Here is a 428-nt window from a genome sequence, read left to right on the forward strand (position 1 = left end):
GTTTTTTTTTTTCAAGCAGAAGACGGCATACGAGATCGTGATTGACTGGAGTTCAGACGTGTGCTCTTCCGATCTGGGTGGGAAGAAGGGCCTGGTCAGAAGGCAAGCCCGGCAGGAGGCGGCTTAACGGTACTTGGAGGTCAGCACAGTGCTCACAGAGGCAAGGAATTTGTCCAGAGAGGCGTGCATGGCGGGTGTGAAATCTCCAGGGTGGTGGCAAGCCAAGGTCACCAGCAGGCAGTGGCTCAGGAACTTGAAGTTGACAGGATCCACACGCAGTTTGTGGGCATGCAGGTCGCTCAGAGTGGACAGGGCACCAGGCAGGTCTTCGACGTGGTCTGCAGCTTTGGCCAAGGCATCAGCAACCTTCTTGCCGTGAGCCTTGACCTGGGCAGAGCCGGGGCTTACATCAATGTGAGAGAAGTAGG

Annotated in this window: 1 protein-coding gene; it reads right to left on the minus strand. The window is 56.3% G+C overall.

Annotated features, from left to right (window positions below):
- Positions 1 to 123 precede the first annotated feature (123 nt).
- A partial coding sequence (locus tag PL9214_RS29870; RefSeq protein ID WP_072722831.1) for a globin domain-containing protein occupies positions 124 to 428 on the minus strand: 305 nt, incomplete at its 5' end.

This window comes from Planktothrix tepida PCC 9214 (genome assembly GCF_900009145.1).
GTDB classification, from domain to species: domain Bacteria; phylum Cyanobacteriota; class Cyanobacteriia; order Cyanobacteriales; family Microcoleaceae; genus Planktothrix; species Planktothrix tepida.